At 71.6% G+C, this 20,803-nt stretch carries 19 protein-coding genes; 3 read left to right on the forward strand and 16 right to left on the reverse strand.

Annotated elements, in window-relative coordinates; genetic code table 11:
• Window positions 1–21: 21 nt before the first annotated feature.
• From ispG to RKD23_RS07090, 15 genes are all read right to left on the reverse strand, one after another.
• Window positions 22–1,137: a flavodoxin-dependent (E)-4-hydroxy-3-methylbut-2-enyl-diphosphate synthase gene (gene ispG, locus RKD23_RS07020; RefSeq protein WP_424852851.1), complete on the reverse strand. Its 1,116-nt coding sequence runs from the start codon at window positions 1,135–1,137 to the stop codon at window positions 22–24.
• Between the two features lie 4 nt (window positions 1,138–1,141).
• The gene (hpnH, locus tag RKD23_RS07025; protein WP_424852852.1) at window positions 1,142–2,164 is read right to left on the reverse strand and encodes an adenosyl-hopene transferase HpnH; all 1,023 of its coding nucleotides are present in this window, start codon (window positions 2,162–2,164) and stop codon (window positions 1,142–1,144) included.
• Between the two features lie 5 nt (window positions 2,165–2,169).
• On the reverse strand, window positions 2,170–2,811 hold the full coding sequence (locus RKD23_RS07030) for a 1-hydroxy-2-methyl-2-butenyl 4-diphosphate reductase (protein ID WP_424852853.1): 642 nt from the start codon (window positions 2,809–2,811) through the stop codon (window positions 2,170–2,172).
• Entirely contained in the window at window positions 2,811–4,802 is a 1,992-nt protein-coding gene (gene shc, locus RKD23_RS07035) for a squalene--hopene cyclase (RefSeq protein ID WP_424852854.1), read from the reverse strand. Before shc ends, RKD23_RS07030 begins: the two co-directional genes overlap by 1 nt.
• A 124-nt stretch (window positions 4,803–4,926) precedes the next feature.
• Complete coding sequence (locus RKD23_RS07040; protein WP_424852855.1) at window positions 4,927–6,066, reverse strand: polyprenyl synthetase family protein; 1,140 nt, start codon at window positions 6,064–6,066, stop codon at window positions 4,927–4,929.
• Window positions 6,063–7,502: a hydroxysqualene dehydroxylase HpnE gene (hpnE, locus tag RKD23_RS07045; RefSeq protein WP_424852856.1), complete on the reverse strand. Its 1,440-nt coding sequence runs from the start codon at window positions 7,500–7,502 to the stop codon at window positions 6,063–6,065. The genes RKD23_RS07040 and hpnE overlap by 4 nt, the downstream gene beginning before the upstream one ends.
• 130 nt (window positions 7,503–7,632) lie before the next feature.
• Window positions 7,633–8,583, reverse strand: coding sequence for a presqualene diphosphate synthase HpnD (gene hpnD, locus RKD23_RS07050; RefSeq protein WP_424852857.1), 951 nt, complete (start codon window positions 8,581–8,583; stop codon window positions 7,633–7,635).
• A complete protein-coding gene (gene hpnC / locus RKD23_RS07055; RefSeq protein WP_424852858.1) occupies window positions 8,580–9,491 on the reverse strand; it encodes a squalene synthase HpnC in 912 nt (303 codons plus the stop codon). Before hpnC ends, hpnD begins: the two co-directional genes overlap by 4 nt.
• A 373-nt stretch (window positions 9,492–9,864) precedes the next feature.
• Window positions 9,865–10,635 (reverse strand): ABC transporter ATP-binding protein, encoded by a 771-nt coding sequence (locus RKD23_RS07060; protein ID WP_424852859.1) that lies wholly within the window; start codon window positions 10,633–10,635, stop codon window positions 9,865–9,867.
• Entirely contained in the window at window positions 10,628–11,557 is a 930-nt protein-coding gene (locus RKD23_RS07065) for an ABC transporter permease (RefSeq protein WP_424852860.1), read from the reverse strand. The genes RKD23_RS07060 and RKD23_RS07065 overlap by 8 nt, the downstream gene beginning before the upstream one ends.
• A gap of 111 nt (window positions 11,558–11,668) precedes the next feature.
• Window positions 11,669–12,541, reverse strand: coding sequence for a glycosyltransferase family 2 protein (locus RKD23_RS07070; protein ID WP_424858187.1), 873 nt, complete (start codon window positions 12,539–12,541; stop codon window positions 11,669–11,671).
• A 5-nt stretch (window positions 12,542–12,546) separates the two neighbouring features.
• Entirely contained in the window at window positions 12,547–13,326 is a 780-nt protein-coding gene (locus tag RKD23_RS07075) for a CDP-alcohol phosphatidyltransferase family protein (RefSeq protein ID WP_424852861.1), read from the reverse strand.
• The gene (locus RKD23_RS07080) at window positions 13,304–14,365 is read right to left on the reverse strand and encodes an iron-containing alcohol dehydrogenase family protein (RefSeq protein WP_404031899.1); all 1,062 of its coding nucleotides are present in this window, start codon (window positions 14,363–14,365) and stop codon (window positions 13,304–13,306) included. Before RKD23_RS07080 ends, RKD23_RS07075 begins: the two co-directional genes overlap by 23 nt.
• Window positions 14,353–15,105, reverse strand: coding sequence for a sugar phosphate nucleotidyltransferase (locus tag RKD23_RS07085; protein WP_404031902.1), 753 nt, complete (start codon window positions 15,103–15,105; stop codon window positions 14,353–14,355). Before RKD23_RS07085 ends, RKD23_RS07080 begins: the two co-directional genes overlap by 13 nt.
• Window positions 15,102–16,889, reverse strand: a complete 1,788-nt coding sequence (locus tag RKD23_RS07090) for a DUF5941 domain-containing protein (protein ID WP_424852862.1) — start codon at window positions 16,887–16,889, stop codon at window positions 15,102–15,104. The genes RKD23_RS07085 and RKD23_RS07090 overlap by 4 nt, the downstream gene beginning before the upstream one ends.
• A 306-nt stretch (window positions 16,890–17,195) precedes the next feature.
• On the opposite strand from RKD23_RS07090, the gene galE reads away from it, so the two are divergent.
• The 3 genes from galE (at window position 17,196) to idi (ending at window position 19,992) form a co-directional block, all read left to right on the forward strand.
• On the forward strand, window positions 17,196–18,167 hold the full coding sequence (gene galE / locus RKD23_RS07095; RefSeq protein WP_424852863.1) for a UDP-glucose 4-epimerase GalE: 972 nt from the start codon (window positions 17,196–17,198) through the stop codon (window positions 18,165–18,167).
• A gap of 127 nt (window positions 18,168–18,294) precedes the next feature.
• Window positions 18,295–19,236, forward strand: a complete 942-nt coding sequence (locus RKD23_RS07100) for a cation diffusion facilitator family transporter (RefSeq protein WP_424852864.1) — start codon at window positions 18,295–18,297, stop codon at window positions 19,234–19,236.
• A gap of 162 nt (window positions 19,237–19,398) precedes the next feature.
• The gene (gene idi, locus RKD23_RS07105; RefSeq protein WP_424852865.1) at window positions 19,399–19,992 is read left to right on the forward strand and encodes an isopentenyl-diphosphate Delta-isomerase; all 594 of its coding nucleotides are present in this window, start codon (window positions 19,399–19,401) and stop codon (window positions 19,990–19,992) included.
• A gap of 31 nt (window positions 19,993–20,023) precedes the next feature.
• On the opposite strand, the gene RKD23_RS07110 is transcribed toward idi, so the two are convergent.
• Entirely contained in the window at window positions 20,024–20,533 is a 510-nt protein-coding gene (locus RKD23_RS07110; protein ID WP_424858188.1) for an ATP-binding protein, read from the reverse strand.
• Between the last annotated feature and the right edge of the window lie 270 nt (window positions 20,534–20,803).

The raw sequence follows: 20,803 nt of genomic DNA on the forward strand, positions 1-20,803 counted from the left end.
GGTCCGTGCCTCGTACTCAATTCACTTCGACTGCTCCGCGAGCTTCAGCGCCTCCTCGACGAGGGTCTCGACGATCTTCGACTCGGGTACGGTCTTGATGACCTCGCCCTTGACGAAGATCTGGCCCTTGCCGTTGCCCGAGGCGACGCCGAGGTCGGCCTCGCGGGCCTCGCCGGGCCCGTTGACGACACAGCCCATCACGGCGACCCGCAGCGGCACCTCCATGCCCTCCAGGCCGGCCGTGACCTCGTCGGCCAGCTTGTACACATCGACCTGGGCGCGCCCGCAGGAGGGGCAGGACACGATCTCCAGGCGCCGCTGCCGCAGGCCGAGGGACTCCAGGATCTGGATGCCGACCTTGACCTCCTCGGCGGGCGGGGCGCTCAGCGAGACCCGGATGGTGTCGCCGATGCCCCTGCTGAGCAGGGCGCCGAAGGCCACCGCCGACTTGATCGTGCCCTGGAACGCCGGGCCCGCCTCGGTCACGCCCAGGTGCAGCGGGTAGTCGCACTGGGCGGCGAGCTGCCGGTAGGCCTCGACCATCACGACCGGGTCGTTGTGCTTGACCGAGATCTTGATGTCGTGGAAGTCGTGCTCCTCGAACAGGGACGCCTCCCACAGCGCGCTCTCGACCAGCGCCTCCGGCGTCGCCCTGCCGTACTTCTGGAGCAGACGGCGGTCCAGGGAGCCGGCGTTGACGCCGATACGGATGGGTGTGCCGTGGTCCTTGGCGGCCTGCGCGATCTCCTTGACCCGGTCGTCGAACTGCTTGATGTTGCCGGGGTTGACGCGTACGGCCGCGCAGCCTGCCTCGATCGCGGCGAACACGTACTTGGGCTGGAAGTGGATGTCGGCGATCACCGGGATCTGCGACTTGCGCGCGACGGTCGCGAGAGCGTCGGCGTCGTCCTGCGTGGGGCAGGCCACGCGGACGATCTGGCAGCCGGACGCGGTGAGTTCGGCGATCTGCTGGAGGGTGGCGCCGATGTCGGAGGTGCGGGTCGTGGTCATCGACTGCACCGAGACGGGGGCGCCGCCGCCGACCGCCACCGGCCCGACGTGGATCTGCCGCGACATGCGCCGCTCGGCGATCGGCCGGGCCGGTACCTCGGGGACACCCAAGGGGATGGCGGTCATCACGTCACTCCCGGTTTCCGCTGACCGTCTCGCGCATGGCCCGCAGCGACTCCTTCAGGGAGCCCATGGTGGCCAGCACGGCGGTCGGCTCGTAGCCGCAGTGCGCCATGCAGTTGGCGCAGCGCGGGTCCTTGCCGCGGCCGTACTTGTCCCAGTCGGTGTCCTCGATCAGTTCGCGGTACGTCGACACGTAGCCGTCGCTCATCAGGTAGCAGGGGCGCTGCCAGCCGAAGAGGGAGTAGTTGGGGATCGCCCAGGCGGTGCAGGGGAAGTCGACCTTGCCCTCGAGGAAGTCCAGGAACAGCGGGGAGTGGTTGAGCCTCCATCGGCGCCGGTTGCCGCCCGCGAAGGCCTTGCGGAACAGCTCGCGGGTCTGTTCCACGCCGAGGAAGTGCTCCTGGTCGGGGGCCTTCTCGTAGGCGTAGGCGGGCGAGATCATCATCTCGTCGACCTTGAGGTCGTCGTTGAGGAAGTTCAGCACCTCGACGATGGTCTGCGGGGTGTCGGTGTTGAAGAAGGTGGAGTTGGTGGTGACCCGGAAGCCGCGCCGCTGGGCCTCCTTGATCGCCTCCACCGCCTCGTCGAAGACTCCTTCCTTGGCGACCGACTCGTCGTGGCGCTCGCGCAGTCCGTCGATGTGCACGGCGAAGGCGAAGTAGGGCGAGGGCGTGAAGTTGTCGATCTTCTTGCGCAGCAGCATGGCGTTGGTGCAGAGGAAGACGTATTTCCGCTTGGCCACCAACTGGCGGACGATCTCGTCGATCTGAGGGTGCATCAGGGGCTCGCCACCGGCGATGGACACCATCGGCGCACCGGATTCGAGCACCGCGCCCACGGCCTGCGCCACCGGCATGCGCTGCTTGAGCACCCCCGCCGGGTGCTGGATCTTGCCGCAGCCCTCGCACTTGAGGTTGCAGGCGAACAGGGGCTCCAGCTCGACGATGAGCGGGAACTTGTCACGCCTGCGGAGCTTCTGTTCGGCCAGGTATGTAGCGACCTTGATGGACTGGCGCAGCGGCATGGCCATCTGGCTCACCTCCCAGGGAGCAGCAAAGAACGGTGCCATTCGAAGAAAGCGGGAAGAACGGAGCGAAGCACTCGGAAGGCTGATATTCCACCGCGTACCGTGCCGATCCGGACGAGTTCGTGTTCTGGAGCGTCCACGACCACCCGGACGGCCGCAACCGGGCGTTCGCCCGTCCGTACGGCGCTCAGGAGGGTGGCGGCGGACTCCATGTCGACGGCGATCGCGCCGGTCGCGAGCAGCGCGGAGCGCTCGCCACCGCGCACGACGTGGTCGGAGCCGGTGAGCGGCCCGGTGTGCACGGTGCGGCCCGGCAGGGCCCGTACCAGCTCCTTGACCAGCAGTTCGGTGCCCACGCACGGCGTGCTGCCGCGCGGGTCGCGGGTCTCCTCGGCGACGACCAGGTCGCCGGGGTGCATACCGGGGGCGAGCCCGGCGCAGAAGCCGGTGGCGAGCACGGCGGCGCCCGCCAGGGCCGGGTCGGCGAGGACCCGGGTGACGGAGCGCTCCGCCGCCCTGGGGCCCATGCCGGTACGCACCACGGTGACCGGCCCGTCCGCGCCGCCGCGGTCGCCCAGGCGCAGGGCCAGGTGCTCGATGCCGAGCGCGCAGGCGATCAGCAGCGGTTCCGGGACGGGGGTGGTCGCCATCAACCCCCCTCGACCCTGGTGAAGGGGTCGCCGTGGACGTACCGGCCGAGCGCGGTGAGCGGGAACACCTGCCGGTACAGGTGGTAGTTGATGGAGAAGTCCCAGGGGAAGCCGGTGCCGGTGAAGTAGGGCTCGTCCCAGGAGCCGTCCTCGCGCTGGGTCGCGGCCAGCCACTCGACGCCGCGCTCGACGGCCTTGGAGTGCTTCTCCCCCGCGGCCAGCAGGGCGAGCAGCGCCCAGGCCGTCTGTGAGGCGGTCGACGCGCCGCGTCCGCTCCAACCGCGCTTGTCCTGGTAGGAACGCAGGTCCTCGCCCCAGCCGCCGTCGTCGTTCTGGACGGACTCCAGCCAGGCGACGGCCCGGCGGATCGCCGGGTGCGAGCCGGGCAGACCGGCCGCGGTCAGCGCGGGCACCACGGACCCGGTGCCGTAGACGTAGTTGACGCCCCAGCGGCCGAACCACGAGCCGTCCGGCTCCTGTTGGGCGAGCAGCCAGGCGATGCCGCGCCGGGTGCGCGGGTCGTGGGCGAGCCCTTCGACGGCGAGCATCTCCACGACGTGCGCGGTGACGTCGGCCGAGGGCGGGTCGATGACCTCGCCGAAGTCGCAGAACGGCAGCCGGTTGGGGAACGGGCTGGTGTTGTCGACGTCGAAGGCGGCCCAGGCGCTGTTCCTGGACTGCATGCCCAGGGTCCAGCGCACGGCCCGGCCGATCGCCCCGTCCACGCGGTCGGGGTCGTGGTGGCGGACCCGGCGCAGTGCGAGGACCACCTCGGCGGTGTCGTCGATGTCGGGGTAGTTGTCGTTGTGGAACTCGAACGCCCAGCCGCCGGGCTGGAGTTGGGGGCGTTTCACGGACCAGTCGCCGGGCCGGACGATCTCCTCGCCGAGCATCCAGTCGACGGCCTTGACCAGTTGCGGATGGTCGGCGGGAAGGCCCGCGTCGGCGAGCGCGATGGTCGCCAGGCAGGTGTCCCACACCGGCGACTGGCAGGCCTCGATCATCCGGGCGCCGTCCTCGCGCCACACGGTGAAACGGTCCAGCGAGGCCAGGCCCTCACGCATCACCGGATGCTTCAGGTCGTAGCCGAGCAGGTGCAGCGCGATCAGCGAGTACACGGCCGGCGGCTGGATGCCGCCCCAGCAGCCGTCGTTCTCCTGCCGCTCGATGATCCAGCGGGCCGCGGAGTTCATCGCGGCCTTGCGCAGCCGGCGCGGGGCGACCTTGCGCAGGACGTGCAGCGCCTTGTCCAGACGCTGGAAGGCACCGTCCCAACTGGCCATCGAAGCAAGGGGCTTGGCCGGGTTGGGGTCGGCCGGGTCGGTGTGCAGCTCGTCGAGCGGGAAGGGGGCGGGGCGCACCGGGCGCTTGGCGGAGACGATCGTCAGCGGGACGATGGTCTGCCGGGCCCAGCAGCCGAAGTCGTAGATGTTGAGCGGTACCCACGGCGGCAGATAGATGAGTTCCGGGGGGAGTTCGGGCAGGTCCTCCCACTTCCACCAGCCGAACAGGGCCAGCCAGATCCGGGTGAACACCCGGGCCGCGGCGATGCCGCCGCGCTCGCGGATCCAGGCCGAGGCCTTCGCCATGTGGGGCGCGTCGGGGGCGTCGCCGGCCAGCCGCAGGGCGACGTACGCCTCGATGGTGGCGGACAGTTCGCCCGGTCCGCCGTAGAAGGTGGCCCAGGTGCCGTCCTCGCGCTGCTCGCCGCGGATGAAGAGGGCCGCGGCCCGTGTGGTCGCCTCGTCGCGGATGCCGAGGAACTGACGCAGCAGCAGGTCCTCGGCGTCCATCGTCACGTTCGTCTCGAGGTCGCCCTTCCACCAGCCCTCGGGGTCCTGGCGGGCGAGGAGGTGCTCGGTGGCGCGCCGCAGGGCATGTTCGGCGGCAAGCCGGACCCCGGCCGTCTCGGGGGTGATGCTGGATGGTTCGCTGGCCGCGGCAGCACGGGGCGGCAGGGCCCCGGTGCTTCCGTCGGTCGTCGCTGTCATGGCTTCCCCTTCACTGCAGTCGTTCGCGGTCGTGCGTCTGCTGTGGGTCCGCCGTCGGCCGGTGCGTCAGTGGTGCCCGGGGCACCGGCCGGCGACTACGCGAGGGTTATTCGGCCGATAGTGATCATCTCTTCCGTACGACGACGAAGTCGGCGAGCGCCGTGCACTGCGCCCGCACCCGCTCGGGCATGTCGATCGCGTGCAGCGCCTCGATCGCGACGGCGTGCTGGCGTCGGGCCTCCTCCGCGGTCCACTCGCGGCCGCCGGCCTCCTCGATGAGCTTGGCGCGGGCGGCGAACTCCTCCTCGGAGAAGCTGGCGAAGTCGCTGCTCTCGGCGTCCGCGGCGAGCAGCTCGCCGAGCTGCCGCGAGGCGGAGCCGCCCGCGGCGAGCGCGGCGACGACCGGCAGGGACTTCTTGCGCTGGCGCAGGTCGCTCCAGGTCTGCTTGCCGGTGGCGTCCGGGTCGCCCCAGATGCCGAGCAGGTCGTCGACGGCCTGGAAGGCGAGGCCGAGGTGGTAGCCGTACTTCTCCAGGGTGTCGGCGGTGCGGTCGTCGGCGCCGCCGAGGACGGCCCCGATGGAGCTGGCGCAGGCCAGCAGGGCGCCGGTCTTGTTGCCCTCCATCTCCAGGCACTCCTCGACGCTGACGCGGTCGCGGTGCTCGTAGGAGATGTCCTGGGCCTGGCCGTCGATCAGCGCGCGGGTGGCGGTGGTCAGCCGGCGCGTCGCACGCCCGGCCTCCACGGTGCCGAGCTCCAGCAGGACCTCGTTGGCCAGGGCGAACAGGGCGTCGCCGACCAGGATGGCCTGGGCGGGGCCGTGCACCTTCCAGACGGTGTCGCGGTGGCGGCGCTGCTCGTCGCCGTCCATCAGGTCGTCGTGCAGCAGGGAGAAGTTGTGCACCAGCTCGACGGCGACGGCCCCGGGGATGCCGACCTCCGGCGCGGCACCGGTGACCTCGGCGGACATGATGGCGAGCGCGGGGCGTACGGCCTTGCCGCCGTCGCCGGCGGTGGGCCTGCCGTCGGCGTCGATCCAGCCGAAGTGGTAGGCGGAAACGGTGTCCATGGGAGACGCCAGGCGGTCGACGGCCGCCCGCAGTACCGGTGTGGCCAGGGTCCGGCCGCGCTCCAGGAGCGCGGTCACGTCCACCGCGGTCTCTCGAGCGGCCGTCGAAGCCGGGGGCACAGTGGGCACAGTCTCTCCTCTTGTTGCGGTACCGGGGGTGCGGGGGCGGCCTGCCGCGGGCTCGTCGAGTCTCATGCGGCCTCCTCGAACTCGAAGAGGTGGCGGGGGCGGGGCCGGCCCAGGGCGCGCAGCGCGGCGTCCGCCGCGCTCACACCGCTGCGGACCGCACTCTCCATGGTCGCGGGCCACCCGGTGGCGGTCCACGCTCCGGCCAGATAGAGGCCGGGGGCCTTGGTACGGGCGCCGGGCCTGAGGCGTCCGACGCCGGGCGCGGGGGCGAAGGTGGCGGTGCGCTCCCGGGTGACGAAGAAGTCCAGCACCCCGGCGCCTCGGGTGCGGGGCAGCAGCTTCTCCAGCTCGGGCAGATACCGCTCGCGCAGGGCAGCCACGGGTTCGTCGATCTCGTCCTGCGCGGCCGACTGGGAGAGCGCCAGGTACTGGCCGCTCTTCAGGCCGGAGGCGTGGGTGCGGTCGAAGACCCACTGCACGGGCGTGCCGAGCGCGGCGAGGAACGGCGCGTCGAGCACCTTGCGGTCGTAGACGACATGGACGTTCAGGATCGGCGCGGTGCCGATCTCCAGCAGCCGCTCGGGCGCGTCGAGGGCTCCGGCGGGCAGCAGGTCGTACGTCTCGCGCTGCGGTACGGCGAGCACGACGGCGTCCGCCTCGATGGTCTCGCCGGGAACGTGAACGCTCCAACGCGCGTTGTCGTACTGGGAGATGGAGGTGACGCGTGTACGGGTCTCGGTGCGTACGCCCGCGGAGTCGAGCGCCTTGCGGGCCAGCTTGTCGTGCAGTTCGCCCAGCGGGACATGGGCCCAGCCGATGTCGGCGGCGCCCGGGTCGGACAGCAGACCGGTCTTGAACACCATCGCGGCGAGCCCCAGGGAGGCGTCCCCCGCGACCGCGTTGAGGGTGGCGACCCCGACCAGGTCCCACAGGGCCCTCACGGCGCGCGCCGACTGACCGTGCGCGGCCAGCCAGCTGCCGAAGTCGAGCGCGTCCAGGGCCGGATCGGCGAGGTCGAGGCCCTTGAGCGCGAGCGCGGCACGGCCGACCTTGACGCGGTCGGCGAGCGAGAGATGCGGGTAGGTGGCGAGGCTGCGCCCCAGGTGCAGGGGCACGGGCAGCGCGTCGCGCCGCAGTCTGCCGAGCCGTCGGCCCTCGGGCCGGTTCACGTCGAGGACGGGCACGTCGAGCCGGTCCTGGAGCGGGGCGAGGGCGGCGCCCTCGATCCGGTCGAGGAACCAGCGGTAGGCGGTGCAGCAGCGCAGGTACACGTGCTGGCCGTTGTCGACGGTGAGGTCGCCGCGCTGGAAGGAGAAGGCCAGGCCGCCCAGCCTCGGTCTGCCCTCCAGCAGGGTGACCCGCATCCCGGCGTCGGCGAGGGCGAGCGCGGCGGTGACACCGGCGAGTCCGCCGCCGACCACGACGGCATGCCTGCCCGCCCCGTCGGCGACGTCGCCTGCGTTCCCGTATGGCCGCTCCTGCGGCTGTGTGCCGTCGCTCATCGCGCCCTCTCCCCCGCGCCGGGGTCGTTGAACACTGCACGGCCCCCCGCTGAAGTCAGGGACGCCGCCCGGACACGCAGGGTTGCCCCGCGCCCGCGGGCGCTGCGGCCGGCTCGGTCGGTGCGGTGCATCAGGCGCGCCTCCGGACCGTGCGGCGCACGACGTGCCGGGTGTCCAGACCGGAGAGCCCGCGGACGGCGACGTAGGCCTTCTCGTGGCCGGGCAGGGAGACACGGCCGCGCAGGACCGCCTCGGGGTCGCGTTCGATGCGGTCCAGGAGGCGGCGGTAGATGCCGGCCATGGCCGCGACGCAGGCGCCGCTGCGCCGGTCGAGCAGGGGCAGCAGCCGGTAGCCCTCGGCGAACAGGGCGCGGGCCCGGCGGACCTCGAAGTGCACGAGGCCGGCGAAGTCGGAGCCCTCCGGCGGGGTCGGCCCGCCGAAGCCGGCCGAGCAGCCGAACTTGGCGAGGTCGTCGGCGGGCAGGTAGGTGCGCCCGCCCTGGGCGTCCTCGCGGACGTCCCGGAGGATGTTGGTGAGCTGGAGCGCGAGCCCGAGCGTGTCGGCGTACTCCGGCGCGCGCTCGGCGCCGCGCGCCCCCGGTGCGGTGCCGAACACGCCGAGCGAGAGCCGGCCGATGGCGCCCGCCACACAGCGGCAGTACACCTTGAGGTCGTCCCAGGTCTCGTAGGTGTCGCCGCGTACGTCCTTCAGGACGCCGTCGATCAGTTCGTCCAGGCCGCCGAGCGGGATCGGGAAGGCCTGGGCGGCGTGGCTGAGGGCGACCGCGACCGGGTCGGTGTCGTCCTCGGCGACGCCGCCCTCACGCACCCGGGCGAGCACCGCCCTGGTGTCCTCCAGCCGGGCGGCCTTGACGTCGCGGTCGAGCGCCCCGTCACCGATGTCGTCGACCCGGCGCGAGAACGCGTACAGCGCCGACATCGCCCGCCGCTTGGGCGTGGGCAGCAGCCGGATGCCGTACGCGAAATTGCGCGCCTGCTGTTCGGTGACGGCCTCGCAGTAGCTGTAGGCGGCGAGTACCGGTGCGGACACGAGTGGATCGGCCTCCACGGTCCGGATCACCCCTCTCCTCGCAGAGTCAGGCCCACCTCGCGCAGCAACTGGTATCTGCCGGGCTTCGGCGGGCCGGGAAGTACGTCGTGTTCGGCGGCGGCGATGGCGCCGAGCGCCGCCCTTCCCCCTGCCACGAACCCTGCGAGCAGCAGTCTCAGCCTGCCGTGGACGCTCCTCACCAGGGGGGCGCCGTCATCCAGCAGCTCGCGGGCGCGCTGGGCTTCGTATGCAACCAGAGCGCGCACCGACGCGCTCGCGGTTTTCGCGGCGAGATCCGCCTCCTGGACATGGAATCGCTTCATGTCCTCGGCGGGCAGATAGATCCGGTCGCGGCCGAGGTCCTCGGCCACGTCCTGGAGGTGCTCGACGATCTGCAGGGCGGTGCAGATCGCGTCGGAGCGGCGGATGCGCTCGGGGGTGGCGGTGCCGGTGACGGCGAGGACGAGCCGGCCGACGGGGTTGGCGGACAGCTCGCAGTAGGCGAGCAGGTCGTCGTAGGTCTCGTAGCGCGTGACGAGCTGGTCCTGGCGGTTGGCGGCGATCAGCCCGAGGAACGGTTCGGGGGTGAGCGCGTGGCGGCGGACGGTCGGCCGCAGCCGGCGCAGGAGCGGGTGGCGGGGTGCGCCGTCCGACCCGTCGAAGACGCGCCGCAGGTCGGCCTCGAAGGCGTCCAGCACGACCATGCGGTCCTCGGCCTGCTCCGCGGGGACGCCGAGCAGGCGGGCGTCGGCGCCGCCGGGGGCCAGGTCGCCGTCACCGATGTCGTCGACCAGACGGGCGAAGCCGTAGACGGCCATGAGGTCGGTGCGCCAGGCGCGGGGCAGGAAGAAGGGGGCCACGGGGAAGTTCTCGGTCGCGGCCTTGTCCAGGGTGTCGCGCTCGGGATCGCCGGTGCGCGCGGTGCCGGTTCCCGTCACCGTTCGCTGCCCTGGGCGGGGACGGCGCATGCCTCGCGGAGCCGGGGAGTTTCCGTCGCCATTGCCGTCACATCTCCCGTTCTACACTGCCGACCCAATACACACTATTTCGGACACGCCGCCCGGCGCCCGCCGCGGTGCCCGGGTGGGCGGTGCGCGCATTATCGCCCCACTTGCCGCGATTGGGCACCGGTACAGCTTACGTTGTACAACGCCGCGCGGACCGCGGGGGTGTCCCGCACATCACAAGACAACACCGATTGCTTCCCAAGATTCCTGCGGGCAGCCGGAGTTGACGTTTCCTTTGCATCTGCGGGGCAGAAGGAGGGCCCCGCCGGAGCGCGTCCGGCGGGGCCCCGAGGGTGTCACCGGGTCACCTGGCGGTGAACTTCTCGTACTCCTTGAGCACCTCGTCGGTGGGGCCGTCCATGCGCAGCTCGCCGCGCTCCAGCCACAGCACCCGGTTGCAGGTGTCGCGGATCGACTTGTTGTTGTGGCTGACCAGGAACACCGTGCCGGCTTCCTTGCGCAGTTCGCGGATGCGGGCCTCGGAGCGCTTCTGGAACGAGCGGTCGCCGGTGGCGAGGGCCTCGTCGATCATCAGCACGTCGTGGTCCTTGGCGGCGGCGATGGAGAACCTGAGCCGGGCGGCCATGCCGGAGGAGTACGTGCGCATCGGCAGGGTGATGAAGTCGCCCTTCTCGTTGATGCCGGAGAAGTCGACGATCTGCTGGTAGCGCTCCTTGATCTCCTCGCGGGACATGCCCATGGCGAGACCGCCGAGGATGACGTTGCGCTCGCCGGTGAGGTCGTTCATCAGCGCCGCGTTCACGCCGAGCAGGGAGGGCTGGCCGTCGGTGTAGACCTTGCCGCTCTCGGCGGGCAGCAGGCCGGCGATGGCCCGCAGCAGGGTGGACTTGCCGGAGCCGTTGGAGCCGATCAGGCCGATCGCCTCGCCCCGGTAGGCGACGAAGGACACGCCCTTGACGGCGTGCACCTTGCGCACGCCACGCTCCTCGCCGCCGCGCTTGAGTATCCGGCTCAGGGCCGCGGTCGCGCTGCCCTTGCCGCCCTTGGCGCCGTTGACGCGGTAGACGATGTGCAGCTCGTCGGCGATGACGGTGGGGACTCGGGTCTCAGCCACGGCCGTACCTCTCCTCGGCCTTCCAGAAGTACACGAACCCGCCCACCATGAAGAGCACGGCCCAGCCGGCCGCGGCCGCCCAGACGTGGTTCGGCAGGTTCTCGGAGCCGTAGCCGTCGATCAGCGCGAAGCGCATCAGGTCCATGTAGATCGCGGCCGGGTTCCACTGCAGGACGTTCGCCATCCAGGCCGGCTTGTCCTGCAGCATGATCGGGATGGAGAACATCACGCCGGACGCGTACATCCACGTACGCATCACGAACGGCATCAGCTGCGCGAGGTCCGGGGTCTTCGCGCCGGCCCGCGCCATGATCAGGGCGAGGCCGGTGTTGAACAGGAACTGCAGCGCCAGCGTCGGCACGATCAGCAGCCAGGACAGGTCCGGGTAGCTGCCGAAGCCGGCGGTCACCGCGAACAGCACCAGCATCGAGAACAGCAGCTGCTGGAGCTGCTGGAGCGCGAAGGACACGGGCAGCGAGGCCCGCGGGAAGTGCAGCGCGCGCACCAGGCCCAGGTTGCCGGAGATCGCCCGGACGCCCGCCATCACCGAGCTCTGCGTGAAGGTGAACACGAACACGCCGGTGACCAGGAACGGGATGTAGACCTCGCGGGACATGCCGCGGTCGGCCTCGAGGATGACACCGAAGATGAAGAAGTAGACGGCCGCGTTCAGCAGCGGGGTGACCACCTGCCACAGCTGGCCGAGCTTGGCCTGGCTGTACTGGGCGGTCAGCTTCGCCTGGGAGAAGGCCAGGATGAAGTGCCGGCGGCCCCAGAGCCGGCGCACGTAGTCGACGAGCGAGGGCCTGGCGCCGCTGACGGTCAGGCCGTACTTCTCGGCGAGCTGGGCCGCCGTCATGGTCTCGTCGGGGGACGGGGGCGCGGTCACCGCGACTCCTCCGTCCTGGGTGGTCTCACTCACTGGTGGAAACTTTCCGTCTTCGATGTACGCAGCCGATGCGGGCGTGGCGGGACCGGCGGGCCCAGGGCCTGTCCGTGAGGCCCTGTCGCCGGTGCTCCCTGGTCGAGCTTGTCAGATCACCGGGGGCCGGCCCAGTCGGGTCAGCCGCCACACCGTACGCCACTTCATCGGCCGGCGAGGCCCGCAGGACGTGGTCCAGCCTTCCCGGAATCCGCCGAACCACGCCTTCAGCGCGGGCCGCGAGGGCCTGCGCGCCAGGGTGAGCAGCAGCCACACGCCGAGGTAGACCGGGACCAGCAGGGCGGGGAGGTTGCGGCGGGCCAGCCAGACCCGGTTGCGGGCGACCATCCGGTGGTAGACCGCGTGCCGCGAGGGCGCGGTCGTCGGGTGGTACAGGACCATGTCCGACCGGTAGTCGATCATCCAGCCCGCGTCCAGCGCCCGCCAGGCCAGGTCGGTCTCCTCATGGGCGTAGAAGAACTCGTCGGGGAGCCCGCCGACCTCGGCGAACACCTTCGTCCGGACGGCGTTGGCGCCGCCGAGGAAGGTCGTCACCCGCGAGGAGCGCATCGGGTCGGAGGCCCGCAGCCGGGGCACATGGCGGCGCTGGGTGACGCCGGTGTCCGGGTCGGCGATGCGGAAGCTGATGATGCCCAGCTTGTCGTCCGCCACGAAGGCCTGCCGGCACAGCTCGGCGGTGTCGGTGCGGGCGAGCAGGCCGTCGTCGTCGAGGAACAGCAGGATGTCGACGTCGGTGCCGCCGGGGCCGAAGGCCTCGATGCCGACGTTGCGGCCGCCCGGGATGCCGAGGTTCTCCGGCAGCTCGATCGTGCGCACGCCGTCGGGGACGTCCGGGACCGGGGAGCCGTTGCCGACCACGACGACCTCGACCGGGTCGCCGTCCTGCCCCGCGACCGAGTCGATCAGGGCCCGCAGCTCGTCGGGGCGGTTGCCCATGGTGATGATCACCGCGCCGACCTTCATGGCACTCACTTCAGCCTGCTGGAAGCGAGGATGGACACCAGGTGCAGCAGCGTCTGCAGCACCGCGACACCCGCCATCACCGCGACGCCGAGCCGCGAGAAGAACAGGTCGCCGCGCGCCTGGTCGGCGAAGGCCAGGAGCAGGATCACCAGCGAGGCCTCGATGCCGAGGATCAGGCGGTGGAACTTCAGCGCGGCAGCGGCCTTGCGGGCCAGCGCCATGCCCGAGGAGCGCATCTCGGCGGCGGCCTCCTTCACCGGGGGCAGCCCGCCCTGGTGCCGGGCGACCGCGACCAGGTCGGTCTCCGCCTTGATCAGGATCGCGCCGAGCGCGGCCAGCGTGCCGAGGAACGCCCACAGCCAGTCGATACGGCCGCTGCCCCACACGTCGGCGGCCCGCAGGCCGAACCCGACCAGGACCGCGGCGTCGGTGAGATAGGCGCCGACACGGTCGAGGTACACGCCGTTGAGGGAGTACTGCTTCTTCCAGCGCGCGACCTCGCCGTCGACGCAGTCCAGCAGCAGATACATCTGCACCGCGACCACGCCGAGGACCGCGCCCGTGACGCCCGGCACCAGCAGGGCCGGGGCGGCGAGCACGCCGAACAGGGTCATCAGGTACGTGAGCTGGTTGGGTGTGACGCGGGTGTTCACCAGGTGGCGCGTGACCCGCAGGGACACCTCACGCATGTAGAGGCGCCCCATCCAGTGCTCACCGCTGCGCCGGTCCTTGACCCCCGGGGGGTGGACGACCGGACGGAGTTCAGCTACCGATGGCCTTGACATAGTCGGCGTAGATGTCCTTGATCTGGTCGGTTTTCAGGTCGAGGTGTTCGAGGATCGTGTAGCGGCCGGGCCGGGTCTCCGGGGCGAACTCCACGACCTTGACGAACTCGTCGGTCGTGAAGCCGATCTCCTCCGGGAGCACCGGAAGCCCGTGCCGGCGCAGCACCTCGGCCATGGCGGCCGACTCCTCGTGGGCCCCGCGCAGATACATCGCGAAGGCCGCGCCCAGGCCGCACTGCTCACCGTGGGCGGCGGCGCGGCGGGGGTAGAGCAGGTCGAAGGCGTGGTTGATCTCGTGGCAGGCGCCGGAGGACGGGCGGGAGTCGCCCGACACCGACATGGCGATGCCGCTGAGCACCAGCGCCTCGGCGAGCACCTGGAGGAAGCCGGTGTCCGCGATGGTGCCGGGGTGGCGCAGCACGGCCTCGCCGGCCTGCCGGGCGATGGCGGCGGCCAGGCCGTCGATCTTCTCGCCCTTGACCCGGTGGGCCAGCTCCCAGTCGGCGATGGCCGAGATGTTGGACACCGCGTCGCCGATCCCGGCCCGCACGAAGCGCACCGGGGCCTCCCGGATGACGTCCAGGTCGATCACGACGGCGATCGGGTTCGGTACGCCGTAGGAGCCGCGGCCCGCGTCGTTGTCGAGCGTGGCGACCGGTGAGCACAGGCCGTCGTGCGCAAGGTTGGTCGGTACGGCGACCAGCGGCAGGCCGACGCGCGCGGCGGCGAACTTGGCGCAGTCGATGATCTTGCCGCCGCCGAGCCCGACGAGCGCGTCGAAGTGGCCCGCCTTGATCTCGGCGGCCAGCCGGACGGCGTCGTCGAGGGTGCCGCCGCCGACCTCGTACCAGGTGGCGCCGGGCAGGGCGGGCTGGAGCCGCTCGCGCAGCCGGGCGCCGGAGCCGCCGCTGACGGCGACGGCGAGGCGGCCGGAGTGCGAGATGCGCTCGTCGGCGAGCACACCGCCGAGGTCGTCGAGGGCGCCGGGGCGGATGTCGACGACGACGGGCGAGGGAATCAGCCGGGTCAGTAGCGGCACGCGATCTCCCGTCCCCGGGCGAGATCGTCGTGGTTGTCGATCTCGACCCAGTCGACCTCGCCGATCGGCGCGACGTCGATCCGGAAGCCGCGGTTCACGAGCTCCTGGTAGCCGTGCTCGTAGAACTGCTGCGGGTCGGTCTCCCAGACGGTCTTCAGCGCGTCGGCCAGCTCGGGGGCGGCGTCGCCCTCGATCAGGGTGACACCGATGTACTCGCCCGTCGCCTCGGCGGGGTCCATCAGCTTGGTGATCTTCTTGACACCCGTCTCCGGGTCGACGACGACCTTCATCTCCTCGTCGGCCAGGTCCTTCACCGTGTCCAGGGCGAGGATGATCCGCTTGCCCTCGCCGCGGGCGGCGAGCAGCGTCTTCTCGACGGAGACCGGGTGGACGGTGTCGCCGTTGGCGAGGATCACGCCGTCCTTGAGGGCGTCACGGCCGCACCACAGGGAGTAGGCGTTGTTCCACTCCTCGGCCTTGTCGTTGTCGATCAGGGTGAGCTTGAGGCCGTACTTGGCCTCCAGCGCCTCCTTGCGCGCGTACACGGCCTCCTTGCGGTAGCCGACGATGACCGCGACCTCGGTCAGCCCGATCTCGGCGAAGTTGCCGAGGGTGAGGTCGAGAACCGTCGGCTCGCCCTCTATGCCCGCGGGCCCCACCGGCACCAGTGCCTTGGGCAGGGTGTCGGTGTAGGGGCGCAGTCGGCGTCCGGCGCCGGCCGCCAGCACGAGGCCGATCATGCGGGTTCTCCTTCATCGTGTACGGCTGGGGCTCCCGCGGAGACCCAGAAGCGGATGCTCTCGACGAGCACCACCAGGGCGACGACCACGGCCAGCGCCGTGAGCGCGAGCGTGAACTGCGAACCGGTGAGCAGCGCGGCCAGCACGACGACGAGCAGCGTCCGCCCGTCCTGCCCCCCGATGGCGCGCACCAGCCAGGCCGGGGGCGCTCCGGCGTTCCCGCGGATGCGGTACACCGTGTCGTAGTGATGGTAGGCGACCGCCGCCACCAGGCCGAAAGCCGCAGGAAGGGCTCCGTTCACCTCGGACTTGGCGGCGAGGATCAGGACGGTGCCGTATTCGGCCGCCCGGAAGAAGGGCGGGACCAGCCAGTCGAGGGCGCCGGTGAGGGGCCGGGCGAGGGCGAGAGCGGAGAAGCAGACGTAGAAGACGGCGGCGAGGACGGACAGCCGGCTGCCGTACGGGGCGATACCGGCGGTGACCACGATCACGGCGGCACCCGTCAGAGCCGAGGCGAACGGGGTCTTCAGCGGCCACGCGACCTTGCTCAGTCCCTCGGCGAGCGGGCCGTTGTCGGCGAGGTCCGCCAGCGCCTTCGCCGCCCGCTCGGTGCGCTCGGCCCTGCGCGTCAGGGACCGCAGCACGCGGCCGGCCGTGGTGTAGGTCGCCGCGAAGGCGCAGCCGATGAGCAGGGCGTAGAAGGTGATGCGGGGCGTGGTGGCCGCGGTGAGGATCGCGATCATCGCCCAGCGCTCGCCGATCGGCAGCACGATCATCCGGCGCACCCACACCGTCCAGCCGACGCTGTCGAGCTTGTCGGAGAGGGCGGCGGTGGGGCTGGTGTTGGCGGTGGCGTCGTGGTTGGCCTCGTTGAAGGAGAAGTCGACCACGTGCCGGCAGGTCTGGAGGATCATCGCGCCCAGCGCCAGCGCCCATACGTCGTCGCCGCCCCGCGCGGCTCCCAGCGCGAGGCCCGCGTAGTAGGCGTACTCCTTGGCCCGGTCGAAGGTGGCGTCGAGCCAGGCGCCGAGCGTGGAGTACTGCAGGGAGTAGCGGGCGAGCTGGCCGTCGGTGCAGTCCAGCACGAAGGAGAAGATCAGCAGGATCCCGGCCGCGACAAAGCCGCCGCGGGTGCCGGTGGCCGCGCAGCCGGCCGCGATCAGCGCGGTGAGCAGGGAGGCGGTGGTGACCTGGTTGGGGGTCAGACCGCGGCGGGCGCACCAGCGGGCGATGTAGCGGGAGTAGGGGCTGATGAAGAAGGTGGTGAAGAAGCCGTCGCGGGCCTTCACGGCCGACTTCAGGCGTACGGCCTCGTCGTCGACGGCCGTGACGGCCTGCCGGGCCTCGTTGCGGGCCTGCGGGTCGGCCGGGACGGTGGCGACGAGGGAGCCCAGCTCGGGGCGGTGCAGGCCGGCGCCGTCGGCGTCCAGGGCGGTGATCAGCCGGTCGGCGAGGCTGTCGACGGCGACCGAGCCGGTGTCCTCGCCGCTCTCCAGGGTCAGAGCGCGCATGAGGGCCTGGCGGCCGGCCGGCTGGGCGGTGACGGCGCCGGGCACGGCGGCCATCGGGAAGCGGGGGTCGGTCAGACCGAGGCGGAGGGCGTGCACATGGCCGACGAAGCGGGGGTCCACGATCGCGACCCGCTCATCGGCCGGGGCCTGCGCCAGCAGGGCCGCGGTGTCATCGGCGCCGGAGGCCACGCGGACGTCGAAGCCGAGGGACCGCAGATCGCCCTCGATCGACGATCCGGGGACCGGCTGACCGGTGAGGATGGCGGTCGGCAACCGAACTCACTCCCTGCGTCCCGACGCGCCCGCGTCGGTCATGTACATGATGGGGACGCCCCTTGGCTGCACCAGGCGGGCGGCATGTCGGCAGAGGCTATCGGATGTTGGGAAAGCCGCGTTCACCGGCCGTTCACGGTCCGGTCGACACGGTCTGCTCGTGACCTCCGTCGCGATCATCATGGGTGATCCGGGGCCGGGCAGACAAAATTCGCGGTTCCAGAACGGACATTCGCGACGTACGGCCGTTCCGCGGGGTGCGGGCGGCCCGAGGCCCCGCCCGTGGTCCGCTTAGGGTGGCTCACCATGACATGGCTGATCACCGGCGGTGCCGGATACATCGGGGCTCATGTGGCGCGGGCCATGGCAGGGGCCGGGGAGAGCGTGGTGGCGCTGGACGACCTCTCGGCCGGCGTCCCGGCACGGCTGCCCGCGGGCGTCCCGCTGGTCCGGGGCTCCGCGCTGGACCCGGACCTGCTGCGGCGCGTGTTCGCCGAGCACCGGGTCACCGGAGTGGTGCATCTCGCGGCCCGCAAGCAGGTCGCGGAGTCGGTCGCGCGGCCGACCTGGTACTACGCGGAGAACGTGGGCGGTCTGGCCACGCTCCTGGACGCGGTCGCCGAGGCCGGGATCCGCCGCTTCGTCTTCTCCTCCTCCGCGGCCGTCTACGGCACCCCGGATGTGGACCTCATCACGGAGGACACCCCCTGTGCGCCGGTGAACCCCTACGGCGAGACCAAGCTGGCCGGCGAGTGGCTGGTGCGCGCCGCGGGCCGGGCACACGGCATCGCGACGGTGTGCCTGCGCTACTTCAACGTGGCCGGCACGGCCGCGCCGGAGCTGGCCGACACCGGGGTGTTCAACATCGTCCCGATGGTCTTCGACCGGCTGACCCGCGACGAGGCCCCGCGGATCTTCGGCGCCGACTACCCGACGCCCGACGGCACCTGCATCCGTGACTACATCCATGTCGCCGACCTGGCCGAGGCCCACCTCGCGGCCGCCCGGCGCCTGACCGCCGAGGACGCCGCGGGCGACCTCACGGTCAACATCGGCCGTGGTGTGGGTGTCTCCGTGCGCGAGCTGGTCACCCTGATCGGCGAGGTCACCGGTGACACCCGCCCGGCCCTGGTGGAGGCCCGCCGCCCCGGCGACGCCCCCCGCGCGGTCGCCTCGGCCGACCTGGCGGCGAAGGGACTGGGCTGGACCGCACGGCACGACGTCCGCGAGATGGTCGCTTCGGCGTGGGAGGGGTGGCAGCGGCTGCACGGCCGCTGAGCCGCTGACCTGCCTTTCGTTTACGCAGGTCAGGGCATATGACAACGGTGTTCAGTGCCGCGTTGCCCGATACCCCCCGCCCGTAGTTGACTGGGTGCCCCGAGCCGATCGCAGGAGGGCGCTTCTCATGGGGGCTGGCCATGACCACGGGCATGCGCACGGACACGCCGCGCCGGGCGGTACCGCGACCGCGGCCTACCGCGGACGGCTGAGGGTCGCACTCGCGATCACGCTCGGCGTGATGGTGGTCGAGATCGTCGGCGGCGTCGTCGCCGACTCCCTCGCCCTGATCGCGGACGCGGCGCACATGGCGACCGACGCCCTCGGCCTCGGCATGGCGCTGCTGGCGATCCACTTCGCGAACCTCCCGGCGAGCGCCAACCGCACCTTCGGCTACGCCCGCGCCGAGATCCTCGCCGCGCTCGCCAACTGTCTGCTGCTGCTCGGCGTCGGCGGATACGTCCTGTACGAGGCGATCCAGCGGTTCATCACGCCCGCGGGCACCGAGGGCGGGCCGGTGGTCGTCTTCGCGCTGGTCGGTCTCGCCGCGAACCTCGTGTCGCTGACGCTGCTGATGCGCGGCAGCAAGGACAGCCTGAACGTGCGGGGCGCCTTCCTGGAGGTCGCGGCGGACGCGCTGGGCTCGGTCGCGGTGCTGATCTCGGCCGCGGTGATCCTGACCACCGGCTGGCAGCCGGCCGACCCGATCGCCTCGCTGGTCATCGGCCTGATGATCGTCCCGCGCACCCTGCGGCTGCTGCGCGAGACCCTCGACGTGCTGCTGGAGTCGGCCCCCAAGGGCGTCGACATGGCGGAGGTGCGCTCGCACATCCTGGCGCTGGACGGGGTGGAGGACGTGCACGACCTGCACGCCTGGACGATCACCTCGGGGATGCCGGTGGTGTCGGCGCACGTGGTCGTCAGCGGCGACGTCCTGAACGCGATCGGCCACGAGAAGATGCTGCACGAGCTCCAGGGCTGCCTGGGCGGCCACTTCGACGTCGAGCACTGCACCTTCCAGCTGGAGCCGGGCGGGCACGCCGAGCACGAGGCGCACCTTTGCCACTGACCCTCGGGACCTCCCGCGGCCCGATCGGGTGACTCCGGCGGCGGCGCCCCGGGCGGGGTTCGCCCATCGGGCCCCTCTTATGGCGTACCACGAGCGGGAAGTGCGGGGAGCGCCGGTTCTGTACGGCAGACTGGGGCGCGAGGACCGAGGCGAAGGATGGGTATGCCGATCACACCTGCCACCGCGACGCCGAACGCGTCGAAGGGCACCGCGGAAGCGATCTTGCTGGAACTCGTCGACGAGGACGGCGTGACGATCGGCACCGCGGAGAAACTCGCCGCCCATCAGCCGCCGGGGCAGCTGCACCGGGCGTTCTCGGTGTTCCTCTTCGACGCCCGTGGCCGGCTGCTGCTCCAGCAGCGCGCGCTGGGCAAGTACCACTCCCCCGGTGTGTGGTCCAACACCTGCTGCGGCCACCCCTACCCGGGCGAGGCGCCCTTCGCGGCGGCGGCCCGGCGGACGTACGAGGAGCTGGGGGTCTCCCCGTCGCTGCTGGCCGAGGCGGGCACGGTCCGCTACAACCACCCGGACCCGGACTCGGGGCTGGTGGAGCAGGAGTACAACCACCTCTTCGTGGGCCTCGTGCAGTCCCCGCTGCGGCCGGACCCGGAGGAGGTCGGCGACACGGCCTTCGTGACACCCTCGGAGCTCGCGGAGCGGCATGCCAAGGACGTGTTCTCCGCCTGGTTCATGACCGTCCTGGACGCCGCGCGCCCGGCGGTCCGCGAGCTGACGGGCGACGCGTCCGGCTGGTGAGTGTCAGGGCCGCGACGGGCCCGAGCGTGTGTCAGGGCTGTACGGCGGGCTTGAGCGGCAGGGCGGCCCAGATCACCTTGCCGCCGCTCGCCGTGTGCTCCACGTCGCACACGCCGCCCGCCTCACGGGTGATCTCCCGCACCAGCAGCAGCCCCCGGCCGCCGGTCTGGCCGTGGTCGGCCTCCAGGGCGGTCGGGCGGTAGGGGTGGTTGTCCTCGACGGACACCCGCACCCACTCCGCGCCGACGGCGACCTCCACGGCCAGCATCGGCGACAGCAGGGCCGCGTGCCGTACGGCGTTGGTCACCAGCTCCGAGACGATCAGCAGCAGCCCCTGCACCAGATCGTCCGAGACGGGCACGCCCTGCCGGTACAGCAGGTCCCGCACGGCATGCCGTGCCTGCGGGACGGAGGCGTCCACGGCGGGGGCGGTGAACCGCCAGACGCCTTCGTACGGCAGCGGGTCCGGCGGACCCGTCTGAAGGGGCGCGTCCGCGCCGCCTGCTGGGTGTGGGGCGGGCCCGCACCCGTGGGTCTCCATCGTCCGGTCGCCACCCTCGCGCTCGATTGTCACCACACGTCGAGTGTTGGTAATGAGTCGCTCCGCTCCGGATGACTGACCACAACTCACCGACTATCGAGCGTTTGTGACCACCTGCGTATGACAGGGTCAGTTGTGGGACTGCTCCTGCCCCCCTCATGCCGACTTCGCGAACTTTTCGGGTTGTACGGGTTTGCGGGCGGCCTCGCCCTTTTTGCCGGGGGTTCTTACCGGGCCCGGGTGATCCGTCGCACAGCGGCGCGGACCGGG

The sequence above is a fragment of the Streptomyces sp. SAI-170 genome (assembly GCF_049739565.1).
Classification (GTDB): domain Bacteria; phylum Actinomycetota; class Actinomycetes; order Streptomycetales; family Streptomycetaceae; genus Streptomyces.